Source organism: Nocardioides sp. BP30 (assembly GCF_029873215.1).
Taxonomy (GTDB): domain Bacteria; phylum Actinomycetota; class Actinomycetes; order Propionibacteriales; family Nocardioidaceae; genus Nocardioides.
Genome location: NZ_CP123620.1, coordinates 497,030 through 518,776, shown reverse-complemented (window position 1 = coordinate 518,776; position 21,747 = coordinate 497,030). Strand labels below are relative to the sequence as shown.

Below are 21,747 nucleotides of genomic sequence, written 5' to 3'. Positions count from 1 at the left end.
GCGGAACGTGACGTCTCAACCCGCGAGGGCGGACGTCTCGACGGCGATCCGGGCACCCAGCCGGGCGTTGGCCTTCACCAGCGCGATGTTGGCGGTCAGCGAGGCGCCCTCGGTGATCTCCACGATCCGTCCCAGCAGGTACGGCGTGATGTCCTTCCCGCTGATGCCGAGCCGGTCGGCGTCGCCGAGCGCCTGCTCGATGATGCCGCCGATCTCCCCGGCCGGGATCTCGTCCTCGGCGGGGATCGGGTGCGCCACCACCACCCCGCCGGGCAGGCCCAGCGACCACTTGGCGGCGAGGACGGCGGCGATCTCGGCCGGACCGTCGACCCGCATCGGGGCGGCGAAGCCCGAGGAGCGGGAGTAGAAGGAGGGGAACTCGTCACTGCCGTCGACCAGCACCGGGACGCCCAGCGTCTCGAGCGTCTCGAGCGTCAGCCCGATGTCGAGGATCGACTTCACTCCGGCCGAGACCACCGCCACCGACGTCTGGCCAAGCTCGGTGAGGTCGGCGGAGATGTCGAACGAGGTGGCCGCCCCGCGGTGCACGCCACCCAACCCGCCGGTCACGAAGACGCGGATACCGGCGAGCGCGGCCAGCCGCATGGTCGCCGCCACCGTGGTGGCGCCGTGCTGGCGGCGCGCCACGACGTACGGCAGGTCGCGGACGCTGACCTTGACGACCCCGGGTGCGGAGCCGAGCAGCTCCAGCTCATCGGCGGACAGGCCGACCTTGGGGACGCCGTCGAGCACGGCGATGGTCGCCGGCACCGCGCCCCCTGCCCTGACGATCTCCTCGACCTCGCGCGCCATCGCGACGTTCTGCGGGTAGGGCATCCCGTGACTGATGATGGTCGACTCCAACGCCACCACGGGTCGTCCGGCCTCGAGCGCCTCACGGACCTCGGCGGCGATCTCGACGTTCACAGCATGCTCCTGATCAGCTGGTCGGACAGGTCGGTGCGCACGGTCGAGCGCGAGGTGACGGTGAGCGCCGCGGCGGCGTGACCGTAGCGCGCGGCCGTGAGCAGGTCGGCGCCTCCGAGCACCGCGTGGCAGAACGCACCGAGCATCGCATCGCCGGCGCCGGTCACGTCGACCAGGTCCACCTCGGGCGCGCTGAGCGGCCACCGGCCCGCAGCGGTGTCGAGGATCGAGCCCTCCTCGCTCAGCCGCACCCACACCGACGGCACGCCGAGGGCGTGCAGTCGCTCGATCGCGTGATCGACCTGCGCGGGCGTGCGCGTCGGGAGGCCGGTCAGGGCCGACAGCTCACCGCGGTTGGGGGTCACCAGCCCGATCCCGTGCCCGATCGTCGGGCGCAACCGCTCCGCCTTGGGCACGCTGACCGGGTCGAGCACCACGCTGACGTCGGCGTCCCGGGCGACCTCGAGCGCGTGCTCGACGGTGGCGGGGAGCAGGTTCCCGTCGAGCACCAGCAGACCGGCCCCGCGGATCAGGCCGGCCGCCGCCTCCACCGCCAGCGGCGACACCAGGTCGGTGGCGGCCATGTCGGCCACCGCGACGACCAGCTCGCCGGCCGGGGAGAGGATCGCAGCGTAGGTGCCTGTCGCCACCGGGCGCTGCCGCACGTGCGTCACGTCGACGCCGGCGTCGACCGTGTGGGCGATCAGCTCGGCACCGAGGGGGTCGTCGCCGACGGCGGAGACGAGGTGGCACGGGGTGCCCAGCCGGGCGATCACCTCGGCGATGTTGCGCCCGACGCCGCCGGGCGAGAGCTGCGAGGAGCCCGGGTTGCTGGTGCCGGCGACGAGGTCCGCCCGCGCCTGGGCGTGCAGGTCCATGTTGGCGCCGCCGATGACGACGACGTACGGCTCACTCATGCGACCGGCCGCTGTCGCGGATCGCCGCGGCGTCGCCGTCCGCGTGCGGGACGCAGGCCTGCACCAGCCGGGCCAGCGGACCGCTGGCCCCCTCGAAGGCGTCGATGGCGAGGAGCACGTTGAGAAGCATGCCGTACGCCACGAAGTCGCGGACCTTCTCCTCCCCCCAGCCGGTCGCCAGCAGGGTGTCGAAGATGCGGCCCATCCCGGCGCGGGCGACCGCCCCGATCTCCGGCACGCTGCTGGCCGTGAAGCCGTGCATCAGCACGTGCAGGAAGTCGCTGTCGGCGAGCAGCTCGGTGTAGGCGTGCCCCATCCGCTCCTTGTCGACCTCGCTGTCGGGGTCGAACGGTCCGGCGTCGAGCACCGCCCGGAACGCCGCCTCGATCCGGTCGCAGGCGTTGCCGAACACGGCGAGGAACAGGTCCAGCTTCGTCCCGAACATCCGCACCACGTACGGCTGGCTGACGCCGGCCTCCTTGGCCACGGTGTCGGTGCTGGTGCCGCTGTAGCCGCCCTCGGCGAAGGCGCGCGTCGCGGCCTGGAGGATGAGCGCGCGCCGCTCCTCGGCAGGCATCCGAACAGTCACGCTTGACATGTTATCAGTCGATTACTTATCGTCGTTTTGAGGTAAGTAATCATTCGATGCCAACAAGACAGCAGGAGGAGCGATGAGCACGCTCACCGACCATGGCGGGGCCTCCGCCTCGCCCCGCGTCGCAGGCGGCGTACGCCGCGTGCCGCTGTGGCTGACCATCGCGGCCGTGAGCCTGCCGATGTTCATGGCCACCCTCGACAACCTGGTGATGACCAGCGCGCTGCCGGTGATCCAGCGCGACCTGCACGCGAGCGTGAGCGACCTGTCCTGGTTCATGAACGCCTACACGCTCGCCTTCGCCACGTTCATGCTGCCCGCGGCCACGCTCGGTGACCGGATCGGCAGGCGTCGGATGATGCTGGCGGGCATCACCGTCTTCACCCTCGCCTCGATCGGCTCTGCGCTCTCCGGCTCCGCCGGCACGCTGATCGCGACGCGGGCGGTCCAGGGCTTCGGCGCGGCGGCGATCATGCCGCTGTCGCTGACCCTGCTCGCCGCAGGCGTCCCCGACCGCCTCCGGCCCGCGGCGATCGGCATCTGGGGCGGGGTCTCCGGGCTCGGGGTGGCACTCGGTCCGGTGGTCGGTGGCGCGGTGGTCCAGGGGATCAGCTGGGAGGCGATCTTCTGGCTCAACGTGCCGGTCGCCGTCCTCGCGATCCCCCTGGTGCTGCTCGCGGTACGCGAGTCCCGCGGGACGTGGCAGCGGCTCGACCCGGTCGGCACCCTGCTCCTCGGCGGCGCCGTCTTCGGCGGGATCTGGGGCATCGTGCACGGCAACGACGACGGCTGGTCCTCGGCTCGGGTGCTCGTGCCGCTGATCGTGGCGGCGCTGCTCGTCCCGGCGTACGTCGGCTGGGCCCGCCGCCGCAGCGACGCGGTGCTGCCGCTACGGCTCTACGCCGCAGGCAGCTTCTCGGTCGCCAACCTCGTCGCGCTCGCGTTCACCGTCGGGATGTTCGGTGCGGTCTTCCTGCTCTCCCAGTACCTGCAGGTGGTGCAGGGCTTCACGCCGCTCGGTGCGGGCCTTCGCACCCTCCCCTGGACGGCGGCGCCGATGGTGGTCGCACCGATCGCCGGAGCGCTGACCGGCCGGATCGGCGCCCGACCGCTGATGCTGGTCGGGCTGGCCCTGCAGGCCGGGTCGCTGGCATGGTTCGCGGCGCTGACCGAGCACGCCTCGGCGTACTCCTCCTTCGTGCCGGCGCTGGCCATGGCGGGGGTGGGGATGGGCATGGTGTTCCCGACCATCTCGACCTCCGTGCTCGACGGCCTGCCGGAGGGCGACTTCGCCATCGCCAGCTCGGCCAACTCCACCATCCGGGAGTTCGGGGTAGCACTCGGGATCGCGCTGCTGACAGCCGTCTTCCTCGGCAACGGCGGGCACATCGCACCCGATGGCTACGCCGGCGCGATCGGTCCCGCACTGCTGACCGGTGCCGGAGCGGTGACGCTCGGGTTCGTGGCGGCGCTGTTCGCTCCGCGGAGGGCCCGGTGACGGTTTTGACCCCCAGGGGTCAGAACCGCACGTTGATGGGCAATGCTTCGGCCCCCAACGTTCGGTTGTGACCCCCAGGGGTCACAACCGCACCCCGCACCACCACCTAGAACAGCTCGGGCTCGGGCCGCACCGGCCCCGGGACGGTCAGCGCGGCCACCACCGTGGTCAGGGGAACGGCGAGCACCAGACCGATCGCGCTGACCAGCGACCGGACGATCTCCTCGGTGATCTGCTCGGTGCCGATCAGGTCGACCAGCGGCCGGTCGTAGAGGTTGATGATCAGCAGGGTGGTCAGCGCGGTCCCGGCGTAGGCGAACACGATGGTGTAGATCGTCGAGGCGATGTGGTCGCGGCCGATCCGCATCGCGCCGGCCCACAGCCGCCAGCGGGACATCTGCGGGGCGGCGGCCCGCAGCTCCCAGACCGCGCCGGCCTGGGTGATGGTCACGTCGTTGAGCACGCCCAGGCCGGCGATGATCACCGTGCAGGTCATCAGTCCCTGGAAGTCGAGATGCCCGACGGTCGAGGTGAGGATGCTCGCGCCCTCGTCGCCCACCCCGGTGAGATGGGTGGCGTGAACCGTCAGCAGGCCCAGCACGGCCGTCACGCCGAGACCGCCCAGGGTGCCGACCAGCGCGGCCGAGGTGCGCAGGGACAGCCCGTGGGTGAGGTAGAGGACGACGTACATGATCGCGCCGGCCGCCACCAGGGCCACCAGCGGTGGCGAGTGGCCGCTGAGCAGCCCGGGGAGCAACCAGCCACCGACGACCAGGCCGCCGAAGGCGAGCCCGACCAGCGCCAGGAGGCCACGCAGCCGAGCCACCGCCACGACCACCAGCACGAAGATCCCCAGCAGCACCCACAGGGCACCGGAGCGGTCGGTGGCGAAGTAGGCGTACGCGGCCGGAGTGGTCCCGTTCGCCGGCGTCACCTGCAGCTGGACCCGGCTCCCTCGGCTCAGCCCGGAGTGGGTCACCTCGGCAGGGACCTGCACCAGCACCGTGCCCGAGCCCTTGCCGTCGACCTGCACCTCGAGGTTGCCGCAGACGTTGCTCTGCGTGTCGGCGTTGACGCAGACCGGCTGCACCTTCTGCACCGTGGCGTGCGGGAACGTCACGCCCGGCGCGGCGAAGTCGAGGCTGTGCGAGAGCTCGCGGACCGTGCCGCGGTCGGGCCACAGGCCGATGACGCCGACCACGATCGCCACCGCCACCACCGCGAGCGTGCCGAGCAGTGCCCACCGCGCCGTCGGCGGTACGGCGAGATCCGGCGCCGGGCCGTGGCTGTGACCGTGGCTATGACCGGGGCTGTGACCGGGGCTATGACCGGGGCCGCTGCCGTGCGGATCGGCCGCGTGCGCGTGGCTGCCACCGGCCGAGCCCTGGTAGCGGGCCCGCGGGTCGGCGCGGCGCTTGCCGCCCTTGTGCCCGCTCATGCCAGCACGTGGGGACCGAGCTCGCCGACCGAGCGCACCCCCACCAGCCCCAGCGTCAGGTCGAGCTCGGCGAGCAGGTGCTCGAGGACGGCCCGTACGCCGGCCTCACCGGCCAGCGCCAGCCCGTAGACCCAGGGCCGGCCGACCAGGACCGCGCGAGCACCGAGGGCGAGCGCCTTGACCGCGTCGGCACCTCCGCGGATACCGCTGTCGAAGAGCACCGGCACCCGGCCGTCGACCTCGGCGACCACCGCCGGCAGGGCGTCCAGCGAGCCGATCGCTCCGTCGACCTGGCGGCCGCCGTGGTTGCTGACCACGAGCCCGTCCACTCCGTGGTCGACGGCGAGCCGGGCGTCGTCGCGGTGCTGGATGCCCTTGACCAGGATCGGGAGACGGGTCATCTCGCGCAGCCGGGCGAGATCCGCCCAGGTCAGGTCGGAGCGGGAGAAGACGTCGAGGAACGTCTCCACGGCCGCACGCGGCCGCGGATCGCGATGCCCGACGCGCTGCGGCCAGTGGTGTCGCATGGAGCGCAGCGCTCGCAGGGCGGCGGGGATCTCGCGCAGCCGCGGACGGGGCGTGTTCCCGAACGGCTCGCGGGCCTCGACGAGCGCACGGAAGGCGGGGTCGGAGGTGTACTGCGCGATCCCCTCGGCACGGGCGAACGGCAGGTAGCCCAGGTCGAGGTCGCGGGTGCGCCAGCCGAGCAGGTGGGTGTCGAGGGTGACCACGACGGCGTCGGCACCGATCGACTCGGCACGCTCCACGAAGGAGCGCACCACGTCCTCGTCGCGGCTCCAGTACAGCTGGAAGAGCCGCGGCGTGCGGCCCAGGGTCCGCGCCGTCTCCTCCATCGGCACGCTGCCCTGGGTCGAGATCACCATCGGTACGTCGAGCCCTCGGGCGGCCCGAGCCACCGCGTACTCCGCCTCGGGGTGGGCCATCTCGAGCACCCCGATCGGCGCGAGCAGCAGGGGCGAGGCGAGGCGGCGACCGAGGAGGTCGACGGACAGGTCGCGCTCCTCCACGTCGACCAGGTAGCGCGGCACCAGCCGCACCGCGTCCAGCGCCTGGCGGTTGGCCCGTACGGTCGCCTGGAGGCCGGCGCCGCCGTGCACGTAGGACCAGGCCGCGGCACTCATCCGGCGCTGCGCGGCGGCCTCCAGCGCGTCGTACGACGTCGGCACGGCGGGCCGGGTGCCGAAGAGACCCGCGCGGTAGATGCGCCCCTGGATGTCACGACCGATGCTCACGCGAGCACGGTACCGAGGTCGGCCCCGGTGACACCGGCGAAGAGCCGGACGCACCGCGCGGTCATCGCCGCTGCGCTCTGGTCGGGCCGCTCGACCCACCACCCGACCAGTGCGTCGAAGATGCTCATCCAGACGCGCACCAGCGCGGAGACGTCCAGCGGGTCGGTGATGCCGACCAGGGCGGCGAGCTCGCCGACACCCTCCTCGGCCAGCGCCGTGATCCGTGCGGTGTAGGTCGCCATCACCTCGGCGACCTCGCCGTCGGTGGGCGCGGTGGCGTCGAAGATCAGCCGCCAGACCCAGGGCTGCGGCTCGAGCAGCTCGAAGACGCCCTGCAGCGTGCGCAGGCCACGCTCGAGGCCGACCACGCCGCTGCGTGCGATGGCCTCCATCTCGACGGCGAGCTGCTCACCGGCCCGCCGCAGGCAGGCACCGTAGAGGCGCTCCTTGGAGCCGAAGTAGCTGTAGACCAGCGGCTTGGAGATGCCGGCGGACTCCCCCACCGCCGCCACCGACGTGCCGGCGTACCCCAGGCTGCCGAACAGGCGGCCGGCCGCGTCCAGGATCTGCTCCTCACGGTCGGCGCGCGGGACGCCCTTGGTGCCGGCGTTGGGACGGGCCATGCCGAGAGCCTAGCCAGGACATATGACCGTGGGGTAACTTACCCAAAGGTCATATCGAGACGGAGGTCACCGTCGTGCGCGAGATGCTGGATCCGATGCACAACCCGATCACCTACGCGGTCCCCTTCTTCGTCCTGGCGATGCTCATCGAGCTCGCAGCGCTGAGGTGGCTCGACCACGACGACAACGCCTGGTCGGCCGTCACCGACGGCGAGCGCGGCCGGACCGGGTACCTGGCCCGCGACGCTCGGACCTCGATCCTGATGGGCATCGGCTCGCTGGCGACGACGACCCTCATCAAGGTGGTCATGTTCGTCGTCTACATCGGGATCTGGACCTACCTCGCCCCCTGGCACGTGCCCGGCACCTGGTGGGGCGTGCTGATCAGCGTCCTCGCCGTCGACCTCGCCTACTACGGGAACCACCGGTTCGTGCACCGCGCCCGGGTCGGCTGGGCGGCCCATCAGGCGCACCACTCCTCGGAGTACATGAACTTCGCCACCGCCCTGCGGCAGAAGTGGAACCCCTGGTTCGAGTTCTTCTTCTTCCTGCCGCTGCCGCTGCTCGGCTTCTCCCCGGTCGGCATCTACGTCGCGTTCTCGATCAACCTCGTCTACCAGTTCTTCGTGCACACCGAGACGATCGGCACCCTGCCGCGGCCCATCGAGCTGATCTTCAACACGCCGTCGCATCACCGCGTCCACCACGGCTCCGATCCGCTCTACCTGGACAAGAACTACGCCGGCATCCTCATCATCTGGGACCGCATGTTCGGCACGTTCCAGCCCGAGGTGCACCGCCCCCGCTACGGCCTCACCACGCAGGTCGGGACCTACCGCCTGCTCACGCTCCAGTACGGCGCCTACGCCGCCCTGTGGCGCGACGTCCGCGCGGCTCGGACCTGGCGCGACCGCCTCGGCTACCTCTTCCGCCCACCGGGCTGGCAGCCCACCGCTCGCAGGGCCGCTGGCACAATCCAGTCATGAGGCGCCGGCTCTATGTCCACGTAGGTGCCCCGAAGACGGGGACGACGTACCTGCAGAACCGACTGACCGCCAACATGGCCGCCCTGGCCGAGCTGGACGTCCACTACCTCACCCGGGGACCGCTGGCCACGCCGAACCTCTTCCAGTTCCGCGCCGCGCTGGACCTGCTCGGCCGCACCGACTGGCGCGGGCCGATCGCCCGCTCGGAGGGCGCGTGGGACGCGCTGGTACGCCGGGTCCGGCGCAGTAGCGGCACCCTCATCCTCAGCCACGAGATCCTGGCCGACGCCAAGCCCAAGCACGTCGCCCGGCTGTGGCGCGACCTGGACGTCGGCGAGTCCACCGAGCTGCACGTCGTCTACACCGCCCGCGACCTGGCGCGCCAGCTTCCCGCGGCGTGGCAGGAGGGCATCAAGCAGGGACAGCGCTGGACCTTCGAGAACTTCCTGAAGCGCTTCCAGGCCGAGAAGATGTGGTTCTACCGGGTCTTCCGGTTCCCCACCGTGCTGACGACCTGGGGTGCTGACCTGCCGCCGGAGCGGATCCATCTCGTCACCGTGCCGGGCGTGCACACCGCCGTACCCCGCGACGAGCTGTGGCGGCGGTTCGCCGCCGCCTGCGGCTTCGACCCCGCCTGGGCACCGCGCGAGGGCGCCCGGTCCAACCGCTCACTGGGGATGGCCGAGACCCAGGTCATCCGCCGGCTCAACCGGCGGCTCGAGCGCTCGGAGCGGCCCGGCGGCACCTACGACCGCCTCATCCGGGTCATGCTCGCCGAGGACGTGCTGGTGCATCGGGACAGCGACCGGGTCCGGCTGCCGCCCGCCCTGCACCCCTGGGTCGCCGAGGTGAGCGAGCGCTGGATCGAGTGGGCCCAGCAGAGCCGCATCGACGTCATCGGGGACCTCGACGACCTGAGACCGCCGGCGCCCGATCCCGACACGACCTGGCACAACCCCGACCGGGTCCGGCCGCGGCTCCAGCTGCAGGCAGCCCTGGACGCGCTCGCCGCCATGACCGCCGAGGCCGCTCGGCGCGAGGACCCCGACCTCACGCTGGGCGCGAAGGTGAAGCGGGCTCGCGAGCGCCTGGTGGGCCCGTGAGCCGGTCCGTCGCCTGGGTGGCCCACCTGCGCAGCGGGGGCACCACGCCGTGGCGGGCGTTCTGCGCCCAGATGCCCGACACCGCGCCGGCCCCGGCCGACGCAGCCGACATCCCCGGCGCCCAGCAGCTGGAGGCACTGCGCCGGTTGAACCAGGTCGGCCGACCCTCGCCGACCCTCGTCGACCGCGTGCTGGCCGGTGACCTCGTCGGCCGCGGTCGCGGTGACCTCGGCCTGCTCGGCGAGCCGCACGTCCGCTTCGGCACGCCGCCGGTGGATCCCGCCGAGCTCCCGACCACGGAGCTGCTCCGCGTGCTCACCGGGCTGCTGGCCGAGGACGTCGTCCGCACCGGGCTTCCGCAGCGCCCGGCCGGGCGCCGGCCGCGCATCCGACGGGTGCGGTACCAGCTCAGCGGCGACCCGTGGCTCGCCGTACCGATGCGGGCGGAGCTCGCCCGGCACGGTTACCCGCCGGGCGGCGGCCGAGCCGTGACCTACCTGGTCGGGCGCGACCTGGGCGGCATGCTGATCGACGCCTGGACCAGGCGGAGCCTCGTCGACGGCGCCGCCGGCTGGGAGGCCTGGCTGCGGAAGCTGCGACGCGCCGACCGGTTGCCCGCACGCGCGGACCTGGCCCGGCAGGCGCGTTGGTGGGCGCGCCGGGTCGGTCCGGAGAACGTCCGGATCGTCACGGATCCGGCTCTGGTGCCCTCGATCCTGGGCGTGGACCTGGCGCTGCCGCGGCCACCGGTCCTGGCCGCTGACGCGCTCGACCTGGCTCGACGGATCTCGCCGCTGGTCGGACTGTTCGCCGGTCCGGGCCACCGCGAGGAGCTGATGCTGCACGGGCTGGTCCCCCGGCTGGCGCGGGTCCCCGGCGCCCCGCTGGCGCTGCCGCAGCGGTTCGAGGGCTGGGTCGCCCGGCGGGCCCGGCTGGTGCACGAGGAGCTGACCGGCGGCGACTACGCTGTGCTCGGCGATCCGGCCCTGGTCCTCGGCGGGCCTGGCGCCGCCGCTGCCCCGGATGCCTCGGGCCGCGCGGGTGGCTCGCCCTCGGAGGAGGCGGTGCTCACGCTCGCACTCCGGACGCTGCTGGAGAACGACCCCCACTCCCGGGTGGAAGGAGCCTGACGTGGCCAGACGCGTGCTGCTGCACGTCGGCACCCCGAAGACCGGTACGACCTACCTGCAGGACGTGTGCTTCCGCAACCGTCCGCTGCTGGAGGAGCACGGGATCCTCTACCCCGCCGACCGCTTCGACGCGCACTTCCTGGCGGCGCTCGACCTGATGCGGCTGCCCTGGGGCGGGCTCGAGGAGCAGGCCGTCGGCGCATGGGACCGGCTCGCCGCCGAGGTCCGGGCGTTCGACGGCACGGCGATCGTCAGCCACGAGATCCTCGCCCGGGCCACGCCGGCCCAGACCCGGCGTGCGCTGGCGTCGCTGGGGCACGGCGACGGCTCGACCGAGGTGCACCTGGTCCTGTCCGTGCGCGACCTGGTGCGCCAGATCCCGGCCGAGTGGCAGGAGAACATCAAGCACCGCACCACCACGTCCTACGCCGACTTCCTCGCCGAGCTGCAGGAGCAGAGCCGCAGCGGGATCATCGCATCCTGGTTCTGGGCGGTGCAGGAGCTGCCCGACATCGTCGACCGGTGGCGCCACGACCTGCCCGCCGACCGGGTGCACCTGGTGACGGTGCCGCCGCCGGGAAGCCCGCGCGACCTGCTCTGGGAGCGGTTCGTCACCACCTTCGGGCTCGCAGGCCTCGACCTCGACCTCGGCACCGACCGCGCCAACGTCTCCCTCGGCGTCCCCGAGACCTACCTTCTGCGCCAGGTGAACCTGCGCGCCAACGACCAGATCGAGCCCGCCGACTACCGCGAGCTGATCCGCGAGGTGCTCGCCCACCGCACGCTCTCGGCCCGCACCGGCTCACCCCGGCTGGCGCTGCCTCCCACCGCGTTCCCGTGGATCTCCGAGCTCACCGACCGCTGGGTCGAGGAGCTGAGCAGCCAGGGGTACGACGTGGTCGGGTCGCTGGCCGAGCTCAGCGGCGAGCGACCCGCGGCGTTCTCCGATCCCGACGCCCCCGACCTCGACCAGGTCGTCGACGCGGCGGCCGCCTCGATCGTGGCGCTGGTCCACGACGTCGGCCGGTGGCGCGCCAACGAGGCCCGCCTGCACGCCGAGATCGCCGACCTGCACGGGCAGCTGGCGCGAGCGCGGATGAACCCGGTCTACCGGCTCAAGGAGCGGCTCTACCGGCTGCTCACCCGAGGCCGCACCGGTCAGCGCGTGCTGGACGCCTACTACCGAGCCCGGGGCAGCAGCTCGCGGCTGGCGTAGCGGCCGACGCGCCAGGTCACGTAGCCGTCGGCGCCCGCACCGACCACCCCGCCGACCACCGGGATCTTGCGCCCCACGGTGACGGCCAGCCGCTTGCCCGCCATCCGCGCCACCATCTCCGAGGCGACCAGCGGGGGGATCAGGCGGTCGAGCTCGGGGTCGGTGACCGGCGCCGTGGCCAGGGCCATCGGCGGTGCCGGCAGCCGCTTCGCCTTCACCAGCGCATCCACCCGATCCCGACCGAGGATGCAGGCGAGGATCGCATGGCGGGTGCGGGCATCCTCCAGGTCGTAGCCGCGCAGGTGGGCGATGCCCGCCACCATCCGGCACTGGATCAGCGCCAGCCCGGTGATGTTCGTCGGAATGGTGAAGGCGGCCGTGACCAGGCCGCCGATGTTCGTCACGAAGCCGCCGGCGCCGGCGTAGGTGACGTGGTTCTCGATCACCTCGTGGACCGCCTTGGCGCTGTCGCCGTGCTGCTCCTCCAGCTGCTTGTCCGCCGCTTCCGCGGCGCCGGGCAGCGGCCCGACACCCACGATGGCGCGGTTGAGGGCGTGCAGGACGAACGAGCTGGTCACCCCGGGCGCCCAGCCGATCACCTTCGGCGCCAGGGCGGTGCCTAGGGAGGCGGCTACCTTCTTCGACTGCACCATGGCCTCGATCCTAGGAAGGCGTCCCAACCACCCTGCGCCGCGCGCGGTAGTTTCGTGGCCGTGCCGATCGAGCCCGCCCCGACGCCGTGGATCCTGCCCGATCTGCGCTCCCCCGGCCTGGAGGCGCAGGTCGACGACATGGTGGCAGTGGGCGCCGATCTGGAGGCCGGGACGCTGCTGGCGGCGTACCGGCTCGGGCTCTTCCCCATGCCGGGCGATCTGCCCGGCGAGCTGCTGTGGTTCTCGCCGACCCAGCGCGGCGTGCTCCCGCTGGACGCCGAGGAGGAGTTCGGCGGGGTGCGGGTGACCAGCTCGCTGCGCAAGTCGATGAAGCACTTCGAGATCCGCCTCGACACCGCCTTCGTCGACGTGGTGCGCGCCTGCGCGGACCCCACACGCGAGGGCGGCTGGATCAACCAGGACATCCTCGAGGCGTACGCCGACCTGCACCGGCTGGGCTGGGCGCACTCGGTGGAGGCGTGGCGCGATGGGGAGCTGGTGGGCGGACTGTACGGCGTCGAGATCGGCGGGCTGTTCGCCGGGGAGTCGATGTTCCACCGCGCCCGGGACGCGTCCAAGGCCGCCCTGGTCGGCCTCGCGCGAGCACTCGCGGCGGCTCCGGGGCCGCGGCTGCTGGACGTGCAGTGGCAGACGGCGCACCTGGCGTCGCTGGGGGTGGTGGAGGTGCCGCGGGTGGAGTACCTGGAGCTGTTGGACGTGGCGCTGGAGTCGCCGTCGGCGTTGGGCTGAGTGCGTCAGCGGGCTCAGGCGACGGTCGGGGTCTGACCGTTCTCGCTCACCATCGGCCGGCCCGCGGCGGCCCAGTCGAGCATGCCGCCGGCGAGGTTGACGGCCTCGTGGCCGTTCGCCGTCAGCCACGCCACCGCCTGGGCGGAGCGGCCGCCGACCTTGCAGGTGACCAGGAACTGGCCGTCGGGGACCTCGCCGACCCGGGCCGGTAGCTCGGAGAGCGGGATGTGCAGCGCGCCGTCGATGTGGCCGGCCTGCCACTCGAAGTCCTCGCGGACGTCGAGGACCGGTACCGGGATCGGGTCGGGGACGCCGGTGACCTCGACGGTGGGGATGCTCATTTCTTCGACTCCTACTTCAACAGCTTGGACATCCGGCGGTCGGCAAGGGGCTTGCCGCCGGTCTGGCAGGTCGGGCAGTACTGCAGGGAGGAGTCGGCGAAGCTGACCTCGCGGACGGTGTCGCCGCAGGCCGGGCAGGGCAGCCCGGTGCGGCCGTGCACGGCCATGTTCGACTTCTTCTCGCCCTTGAGCTCGCTGGCGGCCAGGCCGCTCGATCGCGCGACGGCATCGGACAGGGTGGTGCGCAGCGCCGTGTAGAGGGTCCCCAGCTCCTCCTCGGAGAGCGAGTCGGCTGGCTTGTACGGCGACATCTTCGCCGCATGCAGGATCTCGTCGGAGTAGGCGTTGCCGATCCCGGCGATGGTGCCCTGGTGGCGCAGCACGCCCTTGAGCTGCTTGCGGCCGGCCTCCTTCAGGATGCCGGCGAGCACGTCCTGGGTGAACGCCTCGGCCATCGGCTCGGGACCGAGGCTGGCGATGCCCGGAACGTCCTGCGGGTCGCGGACGACGTACAGGGCCAGGGACTTCTTGGTGCCGGCCTCGGTGACGTCCAGGCCGGCGACGCTTCCCGAGCCCGTCGAAGGATCGAGCACCACCCGCGCGGCGAGGGTCGACTTCGGCGACGGCTTCGGCGGGATGGTCGGCACCTCGTCGCGCCAGCGCACCCAGCCGGCGCGGGCCAGGTGCATGACCAGGTGGATCCCGGAGGCCTCGATGTCGAGGAACTTCCCGTGCCGGGTCACGTCGTCGACGAGCGTCCCCTCCAGCGCCGCCAGCGGCGGGTCGAAGGTCTTGAGCGCGCTGAACTGCGCGAGGTGGATCGTGGTGATCGCCCGGTCGTGGAGTCGACCGCGCAGGTCGAGGGCGAGCGCTTCGACCTCGGGCAGCTCCGGCATGGCCCCGAGTCTAGATGCGGCCCGCACGCGGGGGCTGCCTAAGATCTCCCGCGTGAACCAGCCCGACCAGAGCCATGTGGAGTGGGCGCCGGCGATCCCGCTCGCGTTCGTCGCCTTCCTGGTGTGCGTGTTCGTCTGGCCCCTCGGGGCGCTGCTCGGCGTCGCAGCGCTGGTGACCCTCGTCGTACGCGGTCGTCGCCGGGAGTGGACGGCACTGACGTTCGGCTGCTTCGGGGCGGTGCTCGGGGCGGTCGTCTTCGTGCTGTTCATCACGCTGACGAACCTCACCGGCGGGTTCCACTGAGCACCACCGGCGCGCCAGCACAATAGGTGGCATGAGGCCCCAGGTCGTCGCGCACCGCGGCGCCAGCGAGCAGATCGCCGAACACACCCTCGGGGCGTACGTCGAGGCGCTCGACGTCGGTGCCGAGGGCCTCGAGTGCGACATCAGGCTGACCTCGGACGGTCACCTCGTCTGCGTGCACGACCGCACCCTGCGCCGCACCGCGCAGACCGAGGGGCTCGTCTCCGAGATGACCCTGTCCGAGCTCGAGCAGCTCAACTTCGCCACCTGGAAGAAGGGCCAGCCCGACCGGCCCCAGGAGGAGCCCGACCGCGACGACCGGCTCGACCGGGTGCTCACCCTGCGCACCCTGCTGGAGACGGTGCGCGACTACGACCGGCGCGTCGAGCTCGCCATCGAGACCAAGCACCCGACCCGGTACGGCGGCCTCACCGAGCGCCGGCTCGCCGAGCTGCTGGCCGAGTTCGGCTGGGACCGGCCGGGCTCGCCGGTGCGGGTGATGTCCTTCAGCTACACGGCGCTGCAGCGGATGGAGCGGCTCACCCCGGCGGTGCCGCTGGTGCAGCTCATCGACAGGGCGCAGTACTGGCCGACCCTGCGGCGGATGGTCTCCCCGCACTGGATCATCGGGCCGGGCGTCGGCGAGCTGCGCGACCACCCGCGGTTCGGCCGGCGGCTGCTGCTGGACGACCGGCGGCTGCACGTGTGGACCGTCAACGAGGACGCCGATCTCGAGGTGTGCCTCGACCTGGGCGTGGAGGCGGTCATCACCGACCGGCCGGGCTACATGCTGGACCGGCTCTCGCGGATGGTCTGACCCCGGCGCGTCACCCGGCGAGCGCCTCCGCGCGCCGCATCACCTCGCGCAGGAACCGCGGCAGGTCGGCCGGATCGTCGATGAACTGCGAGGGCTTCACGCAGAAGGTGGTGAAGCCCTGCTCGATCTGCTCGGCGATCGGAGCCATCGCCTCACCCAGGTCGGCGCAGGAGTCGTCGTCGGGGAACCTCGCGCGGGTGCCGCCGACCATCTCGATGTCGTCCGGGTCGCGACCCGCGGCCGTGAGCGCCGAGCGGAGCAGTGCCAGGTCCGCCGAGCTGGGAGTGCCGAACGGGTGGAAGCCGTGTCCGTAGCGCACCAGCCGCTCGAGCACCGGGCCGTGCACGTGCTGGCCGCCGAACCACATCCGCGGCCCCTCGGGCCGGTGCGCCTTGGGCTCGAGGTAGACGTCGCTGAAGTCGAAGAACTCGCCGTGGAAGCTCGCCGGCGTCTCGCGCCACACCGTCTCGAGCACGGCGAGCTGCTCGTCGAGGATCCTGCCACGGCGGCCGAACGGGACGGCGAGGGCGGCGTACTCGTCCCTGCTCCAGCTCACGCCCGGCTGCACCACGAGTCGGCCCTCGGAGAGCAGGTCGAGCGTGCCGAGCTCGCGGGCGAGCAGGAGCGGGTGGCGCAGCGGCGCGAGCACGGCGCTGGCCACCAGCCGGATGCGCGAGGTGGCGGCGGCGATGGCGCTCAGGAGCAGCAGCGAGCTCGGCCACGGGGTGGCCGGGTCCTGGTTGCCCGGAGCGGCGTACGCCCGCGGGTTGGCCATCACTCCGTGCGCACCGGCGTCGGGACCCAGCACCACGTGCTCGCTGAGCATCACCGCGTCGAAGCCGGCGTCCTCCGCCTCACGGGCCCACCGCACCAGCGCGGGCAGCTCGCGACCGTCGGCCAGGGTCCAGTTCTCGCTGAGGATGAGGAGCATCCTCGGGGCAGCAGGCATCGGCACTCCAATCGTTTGGATGCAAACAATATGGCGGCCCGCTGCCGCCGACAACCGGCGTCCACGGCCCGACCTCTAGGCTGTCTGCCCGTGGCCAAGAAGAACCGCACCAAGAACGCACCCACCCGGACCGAGGGCGAGATCAGCCCCCGCGCCGCCTGCCCCTGCGGGTCCGGCAAGCGCTACAAGGCCTGCCACGGCGCACCGGGTGGCGCCGGTGTCTTCGTGGCTCGACCGTTCGAGGGCCTGCCCAACGAGTGCGACCTGGTGGCGCTGCGCGAGCTCGTCCCCTCCGCGACGGTGCCGCTGACCGTCAAGGGCCACGAGGACACCCCGGTCCAGCTCGGCACGCTGCTGCCGCTGGCCGCCCCCGCGATGCGGCGCGACAGCGGTCAGGTGTGGGCCGGCCTGCAGGTGCAGCACAACTTCGGCGACGTCTCCCGCGAGGTCGCCGCGGTCCTGCTCAAGGCCCTGGAGGCCGAGGAGTCCGGCATCGTGGGTCTCACCGAGGCACCGGGTGAGGGCCCGCGGCTGCAGGACCTCCTCACCGACACCGCCCTCACCGTGACGGTGCATGACGGCTTCGACTGGTGGATCGCCGATGTCGAGGACCGCGACGGCCTCGAGGGGGCGCTCCAGCAGGCCAACGCCGCGGCGCTGCCCACCGCGCGGCTGTCGTCGGTGGAGGCGGCGTACTGGACCTCGACGGGGAGCAAGGAGCACCTGCGCTGGGTGATGCCCGAACCGGAGGACGACCTGCTCACGGCCCTCGCCCGCCTGCACGTCAGCGGCGCGGACGTGATCGTGCCGGGCGCGCGGTTCATCGGGATGTTCCGCGCCCACGGCCTGCTGGCGCCGGTCTGGGACCTCCCCCTGGGCACCGGCGCCGAGGCGTTGGAGGAGCCGGCTCTGGCCTTCAAGGCCGTCCTCGACGCGGCGCTCGCCGATGCCACCGACCCGAGCCCGGAGGTGCGCTCGGCGCGCGCCGGGCTCGCGAACCGGCAGGTCACGATCCGCTGACGCAGCGCGGGACGGGCACACCTGCCACGTCCGCGCCAGCGGGTCCAGCGGGTGAGGACGACGTCACTCCACGGTCGGCCCCCGGTCGCGGGCGGGACGCACCACGAACGGCTGCAGCCGCGAGTAGCCCTTCACCGACGTACGCCGCAGGCTCTTCACCTCGAACCCGTCCACCTCGCGCAGCGCGCTCGCGGCACTCTCGTCCACCAGCAGGGCGTCCGGGCGGGCGATGGAGGTCAGTCTCGAGGCGATGTTCACCGTCGGTCCGAACACGTCGCCGAGCCGGCTGACGACCTCGCCGTACGCGAGGCCGGCGCGGACCTGCGGGAACCGGCTCTCCGCGTCGGCGCCGAGGGCCGTGATCGCCAGGGCGGTGTGGGCGGCGTCCACGACGGTGTCGGCGACGAAGAGCACCGCGTCGCCCAGGGTCTTGATCACCCGGCCGCCGCGCTCGACCACGAGAGCCGTGCAGACGTCCTCGAACTCCTCCAGCCAGGCGACGAGCTCCTCCTCGGTCAGCGACTTGCTTCGCGAGGTGTAGCCGACGATGTCGACGAAGCAGACCGCCGAGGGCGCCGCGGCCGCGCCGGTGAGGGCGACCAGCCCCCGGTTGGTGGCCGAGAGCAGGTGCCGGCGCCAGACGTAGGTCTGGAGGTACTCCACGCGCGGCAGCACCTGGTCGGCCAGCATCGCCAGCGACGCGACGTCGGTCAGCTCGCGCTCCCGGGCCAGATCGACCAGCAGCGCCGTCTGCCACTCGGCGAGGCGGGCGAAGGAGCGACCCCAGGTGCGGACCAGCGCCGCCTGGCGGTCCTCGCTGAGCACGCCCTCCTCACGCAGGTCGGCGCTCATCCGCAAGGCCTCGACATCCGCCGGCGCGAAGGCGACCACGTCATCCCCGACGTGGGCGAAGCCGAGCTCGCGCCACAGCTCGAGCGCGAGGTCGATGCTCACCCCCGCCTGCTCGGCCACCTGCCGCCTGGTCAGGCTGGGAGCCTCGCCCAGCAGGTAGCCCTCGACCAGCTCGACGAGGCCATCGAGCGGCTCCTCGCTCACTGACCGCCGAAGCGCTCGGCCGCGACCTTCTCCAGCGCGGTGTGGAACGACGGCATCTCGACCGAGAGCCGCTGGAGCGCCTGTGGGGTGAGGTGGATCAGCTCCAGCGGCGTGAGCGCGACGATCGAGGCGTTGCGCAGCCGCTGGTTGAGGATCGCGGCCTCGCCGATGATGTCCCCCGGGCCGGCCTGGGCGACCTCCTTGCCGTCCCGGCGCACGCTGACGGTGCCCTGCAGGATGATGTACGCCTTGTCGGGCGGGGTGTCCTCCCAGATCGGCGACCAGCCCTGCGGGAGGTTCACCACGGTGCCCGAGCCGCTGATCTTGGCGATCTCGGCCGGCGTGAACATGGAGAAGAAGGTGTCGCCCACGGATGCCCCTTCGGTATGTGTTCGTGTGAATCGGAGTTACACGTCCACGAAGCATGGCCTGCCGGACTAGGACGCGACAACCTCCACGAGCGTGTAGATGCCGAGAACCAGGCAGATCGCAGCGCCGATGAAGTGCAGCAGGTGCAGCGAGATCCACCGCAGGAGCTGCTTGCCGACGACCACGGCGAGGCCGCTGACGGCCAGCAGGGCGGCCAGCGAGCCGACGAAGATCGAGACCGGCTCCTTGTACTTGGCGACCAGCGAGATGGTCAGCAGCTGGGACAGGTCACCCCACTCGGCGGCGAAGAGCACCATGAAGGCGGCCAGGATCTGGCGGATCCCGCTGGCCGGCTTCGCCTTCTCGGCGTACTCCTCCTCGCCCTCGGCCTCCTGGTGACTGCGGCCCTCCTTGAACAGCAGCACCGCTCCCGCCAGGAAGATCAGCCCGGCGACGGTGTGGATCAGGTCCTTGGGCAGGAGCGAGGCGACGCCGCCGGCCACCACCGCCAGGATCGTCTGGACGGCGAAGGCGAGCCCGACGCCGATCCAGACGAAGAGCGGCCGGTACTTGGTGGCCAGCACCAGGGTGGCCAGGAAGGTCTTGTCCGGCAGCTCGACGACGAAGATCGAGAAGAACGCGAGGGCGACCAGACCGATATCCACCGCCATAACCTAGAGCGCGAACTTCACCTGCGCCCCATTGAGGTTCCTCCGACAGCGGGTGTGGACTGGCCCCATGCCCACCATCGACTCCTATCCGCAGGGCACTCCCTGCTACGTCGAGCTCACCACTCCGGACCCGGGCGCCGCCAAGGCGTTCTACGGCGAGCTGTTCGGCTGGACGCCGACCGACATGCCGGCCCCGGACGGCGGCACCCCCTACGTCAGCGTCTCGGTCGAGGGCGACACCGTCGCCGGCATCGCCGTCCAGCTGCCCGAGCAGGCCGGACATCCGGCGTTCTGGGGCGTCTACCTCGCGGTCGACGACGTCGATGCGACAGTGGCCGCCGTGCCGACGGCCGGCGGCACGGTCGAGGCGCGCCCTTTCGACGTGATGGAGCTGGGCCGGATGGCGGCCATCCAGGATCCGACCGGGGCGCGGGTCAACCTGTGGGAGGCCCGCGAGGCGATCGGCACCCAGCGGGCCAACGAGCCCGGCACGCCGATCTGGAACGAGCTGGTCAGCCCCGACATCGACACCGCGACCGGCTTCTACGCCGAGCTGCTGGGCGTGACCTGGGAGGACACCCCGATGGCGGAGGACTCGATGCTGGCCTCCTACCGGACGCTGCAGGTCGAGGGACGCGCCGTCGGCGGTGCGCTGCCGCCCCCGATGGAGGGGCTGCCGCCGCACTGGAACGTCTACTTCAACGTGGCCGACGTGGAGCAGAGCATCGCCACCGCCCTATCGCTCGGGGGCAGCTCGGTCGTCCCCGCCTTCGACGTACCCGATGTGGGGCGGATGGCGATGCTCGCAGACCCGCAGGGCGGTTCGTTCTGGCTGATGGGCGCGTCACCGGCGGCCGCCTGAGCGGCCCGGCCTCACAGCTCGCCGACGGTGCGGTCCGGGCTCGCCGGGTAGACGCCGAGCAGCAGGATGTCGGTGGTGAAGAACGCCAGCTCCTCCAGCGCGCGCTTCAAGCCGGGCTCGTCGGGGTGGCCGTCGACCTCGGCGAGGAACTGGGTGGCGGTGAACTTCCCGCCGACCATGTACGACTCGAGCTTGGTCATGTTCACGCCGTTGGTGGCGAAGCCGCCGAGCGCCTTGTAGAGCGCCGCCGGCAGGTTGCGCACGTTGAAGACGAAGCTGGTGACCACCGGCCCGTTCCCGGCCGGAGCCCGGACGAAGTCACGGGAGAGCACCACGAAGCGGGTGGTGTTGTGGTCCTCGTCCTCCACGTCCTCGGCGAGCACGTCGAGGCCGTAGATCTCGGCGGCCATCGGCGGGCTGATCGCCGCCATCGTGGGGTCGCCCGCCTCGGCGATCTCGCGGGCGGCACCGGCGGTGTCGCCCGAGATCACCGGCACGAGGCCGTGCTCGCGGATGATCCGGCGGCACTGCCCCAGGGCGTGAACGTGGCTGTGCACGGTGCGGATCTGCTCCAGCGACACCCCGGGCAGCGCCATCAGGTGGAACCGGATGCGCAGGAAGTGCTCGGCGACGATGTGCAGGCCCGAGGTCGGCAGGAAGTGGTGGATGTCGGCGACCCGGCCGGCCAGCGAGTTGTCGATCGGGATCATCGCCAGGTCGGCGATGGGCTCCATCCCCGGGGCGCCCTCGACCGCGGCGAACACGTCCTCGAACGACGCGCACGGCACCGACTCCAGCTCCGGGTACTCCCGCTGGCACACCATGTGGGAGTTGGAGCCGGGCTCACCCTGGTAGGCGATGCGCCGAGCCGGCGTGGTCGAGCGCAGTCCGGTCGAGCGCTGTGTCGTCGTGGCAGGAGGCACGCGCCGAGTCTAGGGTTGGCGAACATGCTGGCCGTGCTGAGTCTCGTCGTCGCGCTCCTCGCCCTCGTCCTGGTGGCGCTGCTGTGGCGTGAGCGGATCGAGCAGCGCGCCCGGGCCACCTCCGCTGGCGCACCGCTGCCCGAGGACGTGCTCGGCCTGCGACAGGAGGTGGCGGCGCTGCGAGCCGAGGGCGCGCAGGCGCTGCGCCACCTGGCGATCGTGCGCTACGACGCTTTCGGCGACATGGGCGGCCACCTGTCGTGGAGCCTCGCCCTGGCCGACGACGCCGGCGACGGCGTGCTGCTGACCAGCATCCACGGCCGCAACGACGCCCGGTCCTATGCCAAGACCATCGGCGCGTGGCGCTGCGACGTACAGCTCTCGCCGGAGGAGGAGCAGGCGCTGGCCCAGCTGCGTCGGTGACGCGTGCCTCCGTGGCCCCGGCTCGGG

At 72.2% G+C, this 21,747-nt stretch carries 25 protein-coding genes; 11 read left to right on the top strand and 14 right to left on the bottom strand.

Features of this window, described 5'->3' with window-relative positions:
• Positions 1-15 precede the first annotated feature (15 nt).
• The 3 genes from P5P86_RS02360 to P5P86_RS02350 are packed head-to-tail and all read right to left on the bottom strand — an operon-like array spanning position 16 to position 2,433.
• The gene (locus P5P86_RS02360; RefSeq protein ID WP_280609675.1) at positions 16-927 is read right to left on the bottom strand and encodes a pseudouridine-5'-phosphate glycosidase; all 912 of its coding nucleotides are present in this window, start codon (positions 925-927) and stop codon (positions 16-18) included.
• On the bottom strand, positions 924-1,844 hold the full coding sequence (locus tag P5P86_RS02355) for a carbohydrate kinase family protein (protein ID WP_280609674.1): 921 nt from the start codon (positions 1,842-1,844) through the stop codon (positions 924-926). Before P5P86_RS02355 ends, P5P86_RS02360 begins: the two co-directional genes overlap by 4 nt.
• Positions 1,837-2,433, bottom strand: coding sequence for a TetR/AcrR family transcriptional regulator (locus P5P86_RS02350; RefSeq protein WP_446724917.1), 597 nt, complete (start codon positions 2,431-2,433; stop codon positions 1,837-1,839). The genes P5P86_RS02355 and P5P86_RS02350 overlap by 8 nt, the downstream gene beginning before the upstream one ends.
• 82 nt (positions 2,434-2,515) lie before the next feature.
• Between P5P86_RS02350 and P5P86_RS02345 the strand changes: the two genes are divergently transcribed.
• Entirely contained in the window at positions 2,516-3,937 is a 1,422-nt protein-coding gene (locus tag P5P86_RS02345; RefSeq protein ID WP_280609672.1) for an MFS transporter, read from the top strand.
• Positions 3,938-4,043: 106 nt separating this feature from the next.
• On the opposite strand, the gene P5P86_RS02340 is transcribed toward P5P86_RS02345, so the two are convergent.
• From P5P86_RS02340 to P5P86_RS02330, 3 genes are read right to left on the bottom strand one after another with little or no spacing between them, the layout of a single operon-like run.
• Positions 4,044-5,375, bottom strand: a complete 1,332-nt coding sequence (locus P5P86_RS02340; RefSeq protein ID WP_280609671.1) for a YibE/F family protein — start codon at positions 5,373-5,375, stop codon at positions 4,044-4,046.
• On the bottom strand, positions 5,372-6,628 hold the full coding sequence (locus P5P86_RS02335; protein WP_280609670.1) for an alpha-hydroxy-acid oxidizing protein: 1,257 nt from the start codon (positions 6,626-6,628) through the stop codon (positions 5,372-5,374). Before P5P86_RS02335 ends, P5P86_RS02340 begins: the two co-directional genes overlap by 4 nt.
• A complete protein-coding gene (locus P5P86_RS02330; protein WP_280609669.1) occupies positions 6,625-7,251 on the bottom strand; it encodes a TetR/AcrR family transcriptional regulator in 627 nt (208 codons plus the stop codon). Before P5P86_RS02330 ends, P5P86_RS02335 begins: the two co-directional genes overlap by 4 nt.
• 83 nt (positions 7,252-7,334) lie before the next feature.
• Here P5P86_RS02330 and P5P86_RS02325 point away from each other — a divergent pair, with 83 nt between their 5' ends.
• Genes P5P86_RS02325 through P5P86_RS02310 form a run of 4 tightly spaced genes read left to right on the top strand, consistent with a single transcriptional unit; the run spans position 7,335 to position 11,686 of the window.
• Positions 7,335-8,237 carry a sterol desaturase family protein gene (locus tag P5P86_RS02325; RefSeq protein WP_280611307.1) on the top strand — a complete coding sequence of 301 codons (903 nt, stop codon included), beginning with the start codon at positions 7,335-7,337 and terminating at the stop codon, positions 8,235-8,237.
• Positions 8,234-9,340 (top strand): hypothetical protein, encoded by a 1,107-nt coding sequence (locus P5P86_RS02320; RefSeq protein WP_280609668.1) that lies wholly within the window; start codon positions 8,234-8,236, stop codon positions 9,338-9,340. The genes P5P86_RS02325 and P5P86_RS02320 overlap by 4 nt, the downstream gene beginning before the upstream one ends.
• Entirely contained in the window at positions 9,337-10,470 is a 1,134-nt protein-coding gene (locus tag P5P86_RS02315; RefSeq protein WP_280609667.1) for a hypothetical protein, read from the top strand. Before P5P86_RS02320 ends, P5P86_RS02315 begins: the two co-directional genes overlap by 4 nt.
• Before the next feature lies 1 nt (position 10,471).
• The gene (locus P5P86_RS02310) at positions 10,472-11,686 is read left to right on the top strand and encodes a hypothetical protein (RefSeq protein ID WP_280609666.1); all 1,215 of its coding nucleotides are present in this window, start codon (positions 10,472-10,474) and stop codon (positions 11,684-11,686) included.
• On the opposite strand, the gene P5P86_RS02305 is transcribed toward P5P86_RS02310, so the two are convergent.
• Entirely contained in the window at positions 11,650-12,339 is a 690-nt protein-coding gene (locus tag P5P86_RS02305) for an EcsC family protein (RefSeq protein ID WP_280609665.1), read from the bottom strand. The genes P5P86_RS02310 and P5P86_RS02305 overlap by 37 nt on opposite strands.
• Positions 12,340-12,399: 60 nt before the next feature.
• Between P5P86_RS02305 and aat the strand changes: the two genes are divergently transcribed.
• Positions 12,400-13,089, top strand: coding sequence for a leucyl/phenylalanyl-tRNA--protein transferase (aat, locus tag P5P86_RS02300; protein WP_280609664.1), 690 nt, complete (start codon positions 12,400-12,402; stop codon positions 13,087-13,089).
• 14 nt (positions 13,090-13,103) lie between these two features.
• On the opposite strand, the gene P5P86_RS02295 is transcribed toward aat, so the two are convergent.
• Together P5P86_RS02295 and P5P86_RS02290 are read right to left on the bottom strand one after the other, a co-directional pair.
• Complete coding sequence (locus P5P86_RS02295; RefSeq protein WP_280609663.1) at positions 13,104-13,430, bottom strand: rhodanese-like domain-containing protein; 327 nt, start codon at positions 13,428-13,430, stop codon at positions 13,104-13,106.
• Positions 13,431-13,441: 11 nt separating this feature from the next.
• Positions 13,442-14,326, bottom strand: coding sequence for an Fpg/Nei family DNA glycosylase (locus P5P86_RS02290; protein WP_280609662.1), 885 nt, complete (start codon positions 14,324-14,326; stop codon positions 13,442-13,444).
• A gap of 52 nt (positions 14,327-14,378) precedes the next feature.
• Here P5P86_RS02290 and P5P86_RS02285 point away from each other — a divergent pair, with 52 nt between their 5' ends.
• Entirely contained in the window at positions 14,379-14,630 is a 252-nt protein-coding gene (locus tag P5P86_RS02285; RefSeq protein WP_280609661.1) for a hypothetical protein, read from the top strand.
• Between the two features lie 31 nt (positions 14,631-14,661).
• Positions 14,662-15,447: a glycerophosphodiester phosphodiesterase family protein gene (locus P5P86_RS02280; protein ID WP_280609660.1), complete on the top strand. Its 786-nt coding sequence runs from the start codon at positions 14,662-14,664 to the stop codon at positions 15,445-15,447.
• 10 nt (positions 15,448-15,457) lie between these two features.
• On the opposite strand, the gene P5P86_RS02275 is transcribed toward P5P86_RS02280, so the two are convergent.
• The gene (locus P5P86_RS02275; RefSeq protein WP_280609659.1) at positions 15,458-16,396 is read right to left on the bottom strand and encodes a TIGR03619 family F420-dependent LLM class oxidoreductase; all 939 of its coding nucleotides are present in this window, start codon (positions 16,394-16,396) and stop codon (positions 15,458-15,460) included.
• 90 nt (positions 16,397-16,486) lie between these two features.
• On the opposite strand from P5P86_RS02275, the gene P5P86_RS02270 reads away from it, so the two are divergent.
• Positions 16,487-17,416: a DUF5926 family protein gene (locus P5P86_RS02270; protein WP_280609658.1), complete on the top strand. Its 930-nt coding sequence runs from the start codon at positions 16,487-16,489 to the stop codon at positions 17,414-17,416.
• A gap of 63 nt (positions 17,417-17,479) precedes the next feature.
• Here P5P86_RS02270 and P5P86_RS02265 read toward each other — a convergent pair whose 3' ends face one another.
• The 3 genes from P5P86_RS02265 to P5P86_RS02255 all read right to left on the bottom strand — a co-directional run bounded on the left by P5P86_RS02265 (position 17,480) and on the right by P5P86_RS02255 (position 19,512).
• A complete protein-coding gene (locus P5P86_RS02265; RefSeq protein WP_280609657.1) occupies positions 17,480-18,472 on the bottom strand; it encodes an adenylate/guanylate cyclase domain-containing protein in 993 nt (330 codons plus the stop codon).
• Positions 18,469-18,843 (bottom strand): Crp/Fnr family transcriptional regulator, encoded by a 375-nt coding sequence (locus tag P5P86_RS02260; protein WP_280609656.1) that lies wholly within the window; start codon positions 18,841-18,843, stop codon positions 18,469-18,471. Before P5P86_RS02260 ends, P5P86_RS02265 begins: the two co-directional genes overlap by 4 nt.
• 66 nt (positions 18,844-18,909) lie before the next feature.
• Positions 18,910-19,512, bottom strand: coding sequence for a TMEM165/GDT1 family protein (locus P5P86_RS02255; protein ID WP_280609655.1), 603 nt, complete (start codon positions 19,510-19,512; stop codon positions 18,910-18,912).
• A gap of 67 nt (positions 19,513-19,579) precedes the next feature.
• Between P5P86_RS02255 and P5P86_RS02250 the strand changes: the two genes are divergently transcribed.
• Entirely contained in the window at positions 19,580-20,374 is a 795-nt protein-coding gene (locus P5P86_RS02250) for a VOC family protein (protein ID WP_280609654.1), read from the top strand.
• 11 nt (positions 20,375-20,385) lie between these two features.
• Here the strand turns inward: P5P86_RS02250 and P5P86_RS02245 are convergent, their stop codons facing one another.
• A complete protein-coding gene (locus P5P86_RS02245; protein WP_280611306.1) occupies positions 20,386-21,198 on the bottom strand; it encodes a prephenate dehydratase in 813 nt (270 codons plus the stop codon).
• A 123-nt stretch (positions 21,199-21,321) separates the two neighbouring features.
• On the opposite strand from P5P86_RS02245, the gene P5P86_RS02240 reads away from it, so the two are divergent.
• Positions 21,322-21,720: a DUF4446 family protein gene (locus P5P86_RS02240; protein WP_280609653.1), complete on the top strand. Its 399-nt coding sequence runs from the start codon at positions 21,322-21,324 to the stop codon at positions 21,718-21,720.
• The last annotated feature ends 27 nt before the right edge of the window (positions 21,721-21,747 follow it).